This is a genomic window from Kitasatospora sp. NPDC052868, from assembly GCF_044547105.1.
Taxonomy (GTDB): domain Bacteria; phylum Actinomycetota; class Actinomycetes; order Streptomycetales; family Streptomycetaceae; genus Kitasatospora.
The window spans coordinates 116,444-125,273 of sequence record NZ_JBITZW010000010.1 but is presented as its reverse complement, the minus strand read 5'-3'; the positions used below and the strand labels follow the sequence as shown (position 1 = coordinate 125,273).

Annotated in this window: 7 protein-coding genes and 1 tRNA gene; 6 read left to right on the top strand and 2 right to left on the bottom strand. The window is 73.4% G+C overall.

Features of this window, described 5'->3' with window-relative positions; genetic code table 11:
* Positions 1-132: 132 nt before the first annotated feature.
* On the bottom strand, positions 133-1,104 hold the full coding sequence (locus ACIGZJ_RS18995) for a sigma-70 family RNA polymerase sigma factor (protein ID WP_387942031.1): 972 nt from the start codon (positions 1,102-1,104) through the stop codon (positions 133-135).
* Between the two features lie 463 nt (positions 1,105-1,567).
* Between ACIGZJ_RS18995 and ACIGZJ_RS18990 the strand changes: the two genes are divergently transcribed.
* From ACIGZJ_RS18990 to ACIGZJ_RS18975, 4 genes are all read left to right on the top strand, one after another.
* Complete coding sequence (locus ACIGZJ_RS18990) at positions 1,568-2,422, top strand: phosphatase PAP2 family protein (protein WP_396458270.1); 855 nt, start codon at positions 1,568-1,570, stop codon at positions 2,420-2,422.
* A gap of 10 nt (positions 2,423-2,432) precedes the next feature.
* A complete protein-coding gene (locus tag ACIGZJ_RS18985) occupies positions 2,433-3,275 on the top strand; it encodes a carbon-nitrogen hydrolase family protein (protein WP_396458269.1) in 843 nt (280 codons plus the stop codon).
* A gap of 416 nt (positions 3,276-3,691) precedes the next feature.
* A complete protein-coding gene (locus ACIGZJ_RS18980; protein WP_396458268.1) occupies positions 3,692-4,858 on the top strand; it encodes a sensor histidine kinase in 1,167 nt (388 codons plus the stop codon).
* Positions 4,855-5,547, top strand: coding sequence for a response regulator (locus ACIGZJ_RS18975; protein ID WP_396458267.1), 693 nt, complete (start codon positions 4,855-4,857; stop codon positions 5,545-5,547). The genes ACIGZJ_RS18980 and ACIGZJ_RS18975 overlap by 4 nt, the downstream gene beginning before the upstream one ends.
* A gap of 97 nt (positions 5,548-5,644) precedes the next feature.
* Here ACIGZJ_RS18975 and ACIGZJ_RS18970 read toward each other — a convergent pair.
* Positions 5,645-5,717: transfer RNA gene (locus ACIGZJ_RS18970), tRNA-Arg, on the bottom strand.
* A gap of 272 nt (positions 5,718-5,989) precedes the next feature.
* Between ACIGZJ_RS18970 and ACIGZJ_RS18965 the strand changes: the two genes are divergently transcribed.
* Complete coding sequence (locus tag ACIGZJ_RS18965; protein ID WP_396458266.1) at positions 5,990-7,528, top strand: glycosyltransferase family 39 protein; 1,539 nt, start codon at positions 5,990-5,992, stop codon at positions 7,526-7,528.
* A 54-nt stretch (positions 7,529-7,582) separates the two neighbouring features.
* On the top strand, positions 7,583-8,671 hold the full coding sequence (locus ACIGZJ_RS18960) for a YhjD/YihY/BrkB family envelope integrity protein (RefSeq protein WP_396458265.1): 1,089 nt from the start codon (positions 7,583-7,585) through the stop codon (positions 8,669-8,671).
* The last annotated feature ends 159 nt before the right edge of the window (positions 8,672-8,830 follow it).

Below are 8,830 nucleotides of genomic sequence, written 5' to 3'. Positions count from 1 at the left end.
AGTGCGCGACACCCCCCCCCCCTCCCCCCCCCGCCCCCGCCCCCCCCCCCCCCCGGGGGGCGGGGGGGGGGCGCCCCCCCCCCCGGGCCCCGCCGGTCGGCCGACTCTCGCCAGTCGGCCGCCACGAGGCCGTCAGGCGGCCTCGAAGCCCGCGTGATCGGCGATCCGCTTCAGCTCGGCCAGTGCGTGCTTCTCGATCTGGCGGATCCGCTCACGCGTCAGCCCGTGCTGCTTGCCCACCTCGGTCAGGGTGCGCTCGCGGCCGTCCTCCATCCCGTAGCGGGAGCGGATGATCGATGCCGTGCGGTCGTCCAGCCGTCCGATCAGGCCGTCCAGCTCCTCGCGGCGGAGCATGACCATCACGGCGTCCTCGGGGGACGTCGCCCCGGTGTCCTCGACGAGGTCGCCGAACTGGGTCTCGCCCTCGTCGTCGACCGACATGTTGAGGCTGACCGGATCCCGGGCCCAGTCCAGCACGTCCTTGATCCGCGCCTCGGTGGTGTCCAGCTCGGCCGCGATCTCGGCCGGCTCGGGCTCGCGGCCCAGCTCCTTGGACTTCTCCCGCTGCACCCGCCGGATCCGGCCCAGCTCCTCGACCAGGTGGACGGGCAGCCGGATGGTGCGCGACTGGTCGGCGATCGACCGGGTGATCGCCTGCCGGATCCACCACGTCGCATAGGTGGAGAACTTGAAGCCCTTGGCGTAGTCGAACTTCTCCACCGCCCTCACCAGGCCCGCGTTGCCCTCCTGGATGAGGTCCAGCAGCGGAAGGCCGCTGCGCGGGTAGCGCCGGGCGACCGCGACCACGAGACGGAGGTTGGACCGGATGAAGACGTCCTTGGCGCGCTCGGCGTCCTCGGCTATCGCCTCCAGCTCCTCGCGCTTGACGCCCTTGGGCGGCTCGCCCTCGTCCAGCAGGTGCCGGGCGTACACGCCGGCCTCGATCCGCAGCGAGAGCTCGACCTCTTCGGCGGCATCGAGCAGGGGTGTCCTGGCGATCTCGTCGAGGTACATGCCGACCAGGTCACGGTCGGCCTCAAGGTTGGTCGGGCGGGCCGCGCGAGTCCGGTCGGCCCTGTCGCGAACGACGGCACGGGTGGCCATGCTTGCTCCCTTTGCTGGTGTTGCCGAGGTCTGCCTGCCTGCCCCCGAGAGGGCAAGAAATGCGGGCCCCGGGGGGCTCACACGTAACGATCCAACGAACAGATTCCGGACAACATTCCCAAGTCGCTCAGATTCCTCCAGCGATGCAGTATCCTGCCGCTTTTCACTCCGGATTCGGACGGAGGGTGACCGCTCCGACACTGCGGGTGCGAGCCGTGCGATCGGTTCGGAGCGATCGGTTCGTGGCGGCCGCCCCGGCCGCGCCCGTTCACCGCGCATTCCACTGTCCGGTGAACCTCCGGGCCGTCGCGTGCGTTCCCACGCGCCACGCCGACACACCCTCCACACTCCCGGTTTCCGCCCACGCCCGCGACCCGGCGCACGCAGGTCCTCCGCACAAAAGATGCCGAATCGCGATCGCCGCACGGTCCGATCACCATGGCGCACTGGGAAGGTGTCAGCCATGCACCTGACCAAAAGCTCGCCCGCCGCTACCCGGCGTAACCAGCGCCTGCTCCGGTACTCGGGGATCGCGGTCGGCTGCGCCGTCCTGTTCGGCGTCCTGGCAGTCCTGGTGCAGACCTGTTGGGGCCCGCTCGACCGGTTCGACCAGGGCTGGGTCGCGAGCATGCACGACTACTCGCAGATCCACACCGTCTGGACGGCCTCGGTGCAGACGCTCTCCGACATCGGCGGCACGGTCACGATGCGTGCACTGCTCGGTCTGGCCGCCGTCTGGCTCTGGCTGATCGGCGCACGAGTGCTGTCCGGGTGGGTGGCGGCGCAGGCCCTGGTCGGCTGGGGCGGGCAGTGGCTGCTGAAGCTCTCCTTCGACCGCCAGCGGCCGCACTTCCCCGATCCGGTCTCGCACGCCGGAGGGCCGGCCCTCCCCTCCGGGCACGCGATGGCCTCGGCGATCACCTGCGCCGTCCTGGTCGGGCTGTTCTGGCCGCAGGCCCGTCGCGCGGGGCGAACCGCCGCGTGCGCCGTCGCGGCGCTGACCGCGCTGGCGATCGGGTGGACCAGGGTCGCCCTCGGCGTGCACTGGCCGAGCGACGTCCTCGGCGGCTGGCTGGCCGCCGGGATCGTGCTGGGCGCCGTCACCACCGCCGTCGAGCTCTGGCGGCCGGGCGCCCTGGCCCGGGACGTGCGGCGGGTGAACTGGCGGACCAGACCCAGGGTCCAGCGCGTCCTCGCCGCGCCGACCCGCCCTGCGGCCTTCGAGGACGAGCTGGACAACCTGGGCGACGTGGACCACGTGGACGATGTGGACGACGTGGACGAGACCACCGGCCGGGCGGACAACGCGGTTCGCTAGCGTGGCCGCCATGTCCTCTCCCTATCCCGCCGGGCCGCTGCGGATCGCGGCCGCCCAGGCGCCGGTCGTGGCCGGCGACATATCGGCCAACACGGCCACCGCCGCCGCGCTGATCCGCGAGGCCGCCTCGGCCGGAGCACGCCTGGTGCTCTTCGCCGAGAAGTTCCTCTCCGGCTACGAGCCCGAGCTGATCAAGAGCGACCCCGTCCGGTACGCAGTCCAGCCCGATGACCCCCGGCTGGCGCCGATCGCCGACGCCTGCCGCGAGACCGGCACGGCCGCCGTCGTCGGCGCGGCCGTGCACGAGGAGGGCGAACTCCTGGTCTCCGCCCTGGTCTTCGGTCCGGACGGCTCCTTCGTCACCCGGTACGACAAGCAGTACCTGTTCAAGACCGAGCGCGAGTACTACCGGCCGGGCACCGGCGACCGCACGATCGAACTCGACGGCTGGCGGCTCGGACTCGGCATCTGCTACGACTCCGGCTTCCCCGAGCACGCCCGCGCGGCCGCGCTGGACGGCTGCCACGCCTACCTGGTCGGCGCCCTGTTCAGCGTGGGCCACGGCCACCACGAGTCGCGCACCTGGTTCCCCGCCCGTGCCCTCGACAACACCCTCTACACCGTGCTCGCCAACCATGTCGGCACCACCGGCTCCTGGCACACCTGTGGCGGCAGCGCGGTCTGGTCCCCCGACGGGCGCCTGCTCGCCGAGGCCGGCCCCGACCACCGCGAGCTCGTCCTCGCCGACCTCGACCCGGAGGTCCTGCGCGCCACCCGGGAGTCCGAGACCCTCCTCGCCGACCTCCACACCTGCGCCCCGGCCACCCCCCGGACCCACCACGCCCTGGCCTGACACCGCGCTCCCGCAGGAGCTGGGCCCGTCACCCGGGGCCCGACCAGGACCACGGTCCTGGTCGGAGGTCGGCCCCCGGGTGCCTCCCGGGGCCGGGGGCCGCTGAGAGAATGGGCCGCGGACGCCGGCTGCGGTCCTGGTCGGAGGCCGGACGACGGCTTCCTCCCGGGGCTGCGGACCGCCGCGGGAAACGGCTCGGCCGGACAAGGCCTAGCGGACGACGGTCGCGGCGGCAACGGCGAAGGCCGGGCCGGTCTGCCACAGGGAGGACCACCAGCATGCCGACGCACCACCGGCCCACGCCGCCGCCTTCGCCTGCGCCCTTGCCTGTGGCCTTGCCTGTGCCGTCACCATCGGGACAGGCACCGGCATCGCCGGGGGCCGACGGTCTGCCCTGGACGGCGAGTGACGCGCTGGTGGCTGTCGGGGCGGCCGCTCTGGATCTCCTCGGCTACACGATCGGAGGCCAGGACCAGGACCGGCCGATCGCCCTGACCGCGGTGGTCCTGCTCGTGCTGGCGGCGATGCCGCTGCTCACCAGGCGCCGCTACCCGCTGGCGTCGCTGGCGGCCGTGCTGGCCCTCGGCGTGGCGTTGAACCTGGGCGTGCTGGTGCCGCACCACTTCAACAGCACGCTGTGCGTCGCGCTGTTCGCCGTGGCCCGCTGCCGCGGGATCGCGGTGGCGGCGCCGGCCGCCCTGGCGGCGGCGGCCGTGCCGCTGGTGGGCCGGGGGCATCCGCTGCCCCCTCCGGTGGGGGACGTGGCGGCCAACGTGCTCGCGGCGGCGCTGGTCATCGCCGCGGCCGAGGTGCTCAAGCGCTGGCAGCACGAGGTGGAGGCCAGGCGAAGGCTGCTGGCCGACCGCGCGGTCGCCCAGGAACGGCGCCGTATCGCGCGGGAGTTGCACGACATCGTGGCCCACCACATCACCACCATGCAGCTGATGGCCGGCGGCGCCAGGGCGAACCTCGGGGGCGACACCGAGGTGGTGCGCGACGCCCTGGTCACGCTGGAGGGCTCCGGGCGGATGGCGCTGCGCGAGATGCGCCAGCTGCTCGACGTGCTCCGGGCCGGCGACGAGCCGGACGTGGCACTGAACGGGGCGTCGCCGGCTCCGCAGCCCGGTGTCGGGGACCTGGGGCGGCTCGTCGAGGAGTCCCGCAGGGCCGGTCTGCCCACGGAGTTCGCCGTCCTGGGGGAGGAGCGCCCGCTGGCGCCGAGCACCGGTCTGGCGGTGTTCCGGATCGTCCAGGAGTCCCTCACCAACACCCGCAAGCACGCCGGCCCCGCCCGGGCACGGGTCCAGCTGACGTACGGTCCGGACCGGATCACCGTCGAGGTGTCCAACGACGGCGCCGCCGTACCGGCCGACGCCCTGGTGGGCGCCCTGACGGGGGCGGGAGGTGCGGGAGGTGCGGGCGGAGCGAGGTCCGGCCGTACCGGGTACGGTCTGATCGGCATGCGCGAGCGCGTCGCGCTGCAGGGCGGCAGCATGGTGGCCGGCGGCGTCGACGGCGGCGGCTTCCGGGTGGCGGCCAGCCTGCCGGTGGCGCCGGCCGGCGGAGAGGAACGGTTCGGATGACGGGATCCCCGGAGCGGATCAGGGTGCTGATCGCGGACGACCAGCCGCTGGTGCGGCGGGGCCTGGCCCTGATCCTGGCCCCCGACCCCGGGTTCGAGGTGGTGGCCGAGGCGGACGACGGGCAGCAGGCGGTCGACCTCGCGCACCGGTACCGGCCCGACGTCGTGGTGATGGACATCCGGATGCCCGTCCTCGACGGGGTCCAGGCGACCGAGCGGCTCACCCGGGAGCTGCCCGCGAGCCGGGTCCTGGCACTGAGCACCTTCGACATGGACGAGTACGTGGTCGCCGCCCTGCGCGCCGGCGCCTGCGGGTTCCTGCCCAAGGACGTCTCCCCGGAGGAACTGCTGGCTGCCGTGCGCACCGTGCACACCGGCGAGGCGGCCGTGGCACCGCGCCTGCTCACCCGGCTGATCTCCACCTACGTCACCACACCCCGCCCCCCGCAAGCACCATCGCCGGCACCCGGCCTGGCTGAACTGACGCCCCGCGAGATCGAGGTGTGGCACCTGCTGGCCACCGGCCTCGACAACGCCGAGATCGCCTCGACGATGGGAATCAGCGTCTCCACCGTCAAGAACCACATCACCAGCATCTTCGCCAAGCTCAGCGTCCGCGACCGCGCCCAAGCGGTGATCGCGGCCTACGAGTCCGGCCTGGTCGCAGCCCGACCCGACCCGACGGGCTGAAGCGGGTCGCCCCGGGCCTGCGCCCCGCCCTCAAACCCGCCGAAACGCCGGCAGGCCCCCCGCCCGAAGAGGGCGGGGGACCTGCCGGTGATCACTGTGCCCCAGGCAGGATTCGAACCTGCGACACCGGCTTTAGGAGAGCCGTGCTCTATCCCCTGAGCTACTGAGGCGGGGCCGGCCGGCCTGTTCGGCGACCAGGATGCGGGCGCCGGAGGGGCGTCCGGTCCACAGAGTACCGGATTAGGGGTCGGGCGGGTGGTGAGGTCGCGGGGGCTAATGGGATCATGGTGTACGTAAGGGGGACCGGGCGACGGGCTGTCAGATCGCCGTCCAGTAGCCTGGGGCGAACCTGCTTGCCGGTACCGGCCGTTGGGGGATCGCCCCGACTCTGGCCTGTCCACATCAAGCATTCCGCACCAGATTGACGACGAGGCTCTTCAGCATGACATCAGCCGCCGGGTGGCTTCCGGTCCGCCGGGTACTGGGGCAGGTGTGGGTGCTGCCGGCACTCGCCATGCTCTTCGTCGGGGGGTTCCGCGTCGGGACACCCGAGTTCTGGCGCGACGAGGTGTCCACCTGGACCGCGGCCACCCGCTCGTTCGGGGACCTGCTGCGGCTGCTGCAGCACGTCGACGCCAGCAACGGCTTCTACTACCTGCTGCTGCACGGGTGGACTCAGGTCTTCGGCGACTCGGTCATCTCGCTGCGGATGCCCTCGGTGCTGGCGATGACGGCCGCCGCCGCCTTCGTGGCCCTGACCGCGGAGCGGCTGTTCGGCGGTCGGGCCGCGGGCATCAGCGCCGGGCTGCTCTTCGCGGTGGTACCGGAGATCACCCGGTACGCCCAGGAGGCCCGCTCGTACGCACTGGTCACCTGCGGGGTGGCCGCGGCCACCTGGTTCCTGGTGCGTGCGCTGGACCGGCCGGGGTGGCAGCGCTGGGCGCCGTACAGCGTCGCCATGGCGGTGGCGGGCGCGGGCCATCTGATCTCGCTCAGCACCGTCGCCGGACAGGTCGCCGTGGTCCTGCTGCACCTGTGGCGCACCCGGAGCGCGGTGCAGTGGCGGCTGCTCTGGCAGTACCCGCTGGCGGTGGCCGTCGCGGCGCTGCCGGTGATCCCGGTGATGATGCTGGGCAACGAGCAGTCGGGGCGGCAGCTGGGCTGGATCGTCCGGCCGGAGATGAACGAGCTGGTGCATCTCGGCGACTCGCTGTTCGGGGGGGTCGGGGTGTACCACGCCTTCACCGCCCTCGCCCTGCTCGCGCTGCTGCTGCCCGGCAGGCGGCTGCCCGCGCTCCAGATGCTGCTGCTGGCGGCGCTGCCGGCGATCGCGGTGTGGGTGGTTTCGCGCAACGGCACCACCTCGTACTTCCTTGAGCGGTACATGCTGTTCACGGTGCCCGCCTGGGCGGTGCTGGGCGGTGGCGGCATCGGCACGCTGTACGCGCTGGTGACGGCCCCCCGGCGCAGCCGGACGGCTGGGCACGCCAGGGCGGCGGGGGTGCTGCTCACCGTCGGTCTGCTGACGGTGCCCCTGGTGGAGGCCAAGCCGGCGCTGGTCGCGGTGCGGACGGTCTACGGGCACACCTGGGCGCGCGAGAACTTCCGGGCGGCGGCCGATCTGATCGCCGCCGGGTACCGGCCCGGTGACGGGGTGGCTGCTCCGCTCGGCAACCAGAGCTGGTCCATGATCGGCCCGGGTGTCGACTTCTACCTGCCGGACGGTGTCGAGCCGTTCCCGGTGTTCGTGGAGCAAAGCGCCGCGCAGGCCGAGGACCTCTTCCCCGCCGCCTGCCCGCAGCCCGCGAACTGTCTGGGGCAGGCGCAGCGGATATGGCTGCTGGTCCTGGGTGACACCGCCGACCCGATGGCCGCCCTGCCCGGGGACCAGTCGCAGGCCCTGCGGGCGCACTACGGCGCCCCCAGCCAGGTCACGGCACTCGGCGGGGTCACGGTCGCGCTGCTGGACCGCACCGGCTGAGGCGGCTCCTCGCCCGGATGCGGGTACCCGGCCGGCGGGCGATCATTGATCGCGGTGACCAGGGCGCGCTCGGGCGCCCGCGCGTCCGCGGCCGAGGAGGACGAGCCCGTGACCGACCAGCCGTCCGGCCCGCCCTCCGACCCTGACGACGACCACGGCGAGGGCAGGCACGGCGAGGGCAGGCACGGCGGCGGCGACCACGGGAGCGGTGACAGCGACAGCGGCAGCGACGCGAAGGCCGACGGCGAGAACGGCGGCCCTCCGGCATCCGGCCGGGTCGCCCGGATGCGGGAGCGGTCCAGCAGGCTGACGACGACCGCGCGCGGACTGCCCGAGCAGGTCCCGCTGGTCGGGCGGTCGATCCGCCAGCTGCTGCGGGTGAACCTGCTGGACTGCGCGACCCGGCTCGCCGCCCAGGCCTTCCTGAGCGCGCTGCCCGCTCTGTTCGTGGTCTCGGTGTTCGCACCCGCGGCGGTGCGCAACGGTGTGGTGCACTCGCTGCGCACCGAGCTGGGGCTGCAGGGACAGGCCCAGCAGTCGGTACAGGAGCTGCTGACTCCGAGTCATGCGGAGGAGACCACCATCGGGGTCATGAGTGCCGTGGTGACGCTGCTCTCGGCGACGGCGCTGAGCCGGGCGATGCAGCGGGTCTGCGAGCGCTGCTGGGAGCTGCCGAAGGCGGGCACCCGGCTGGCCGCCTGGCGCTGGCTGGTCTGGCTCGTGGTCTGGCTGACCTGCATGGTCTACCAGACCCCGGTTCGGGACGGCTTCGGTCAGGGCGCCTGGCTGGGCGTGCCGCTGTCCTTCGTCGGCGGGACGGCGCTGTGGTGGTGGACGCAGCACCTGCTGCTGGGGGGTCGGGTGCGCTGGCTGCCACTGCTCCCGGGCTCGGTGCTCTGCGGGGCGGCGGTGACCGCCCTCGGGGTGGCCTCACGGATCTACCTGCCGCGCGCGATGTCGCACAGCGTGGCCCAGTTCGGGCCCTACGGGGTGATCTTCACCGGCCTCTCCTGGCTGATCGTTACCTTCACCGCGGTGACGCTGGCGATCGCACTGGGCCGGGTGGCGGCGGAGGAGGAGATGATCGCCCACTGGCTGGGCTCGCGGACCGAGCCGGGGGTCTGGGGCGGCGTCCGGATCTGAGACCCGTCGGCGGGCCGGCGGGGTCCTGAACCGGGTCGGCAACGACAGCGGAGTGGGGGGGGGGGCGGCGCCCCCAGCCCACCCGCCGGCCACCGGCGCCCCGGAGCCGCCGCCGGGGCGCCCGGCGGACCTGGACAGGCGCGGCCCGTCGGCGACTAG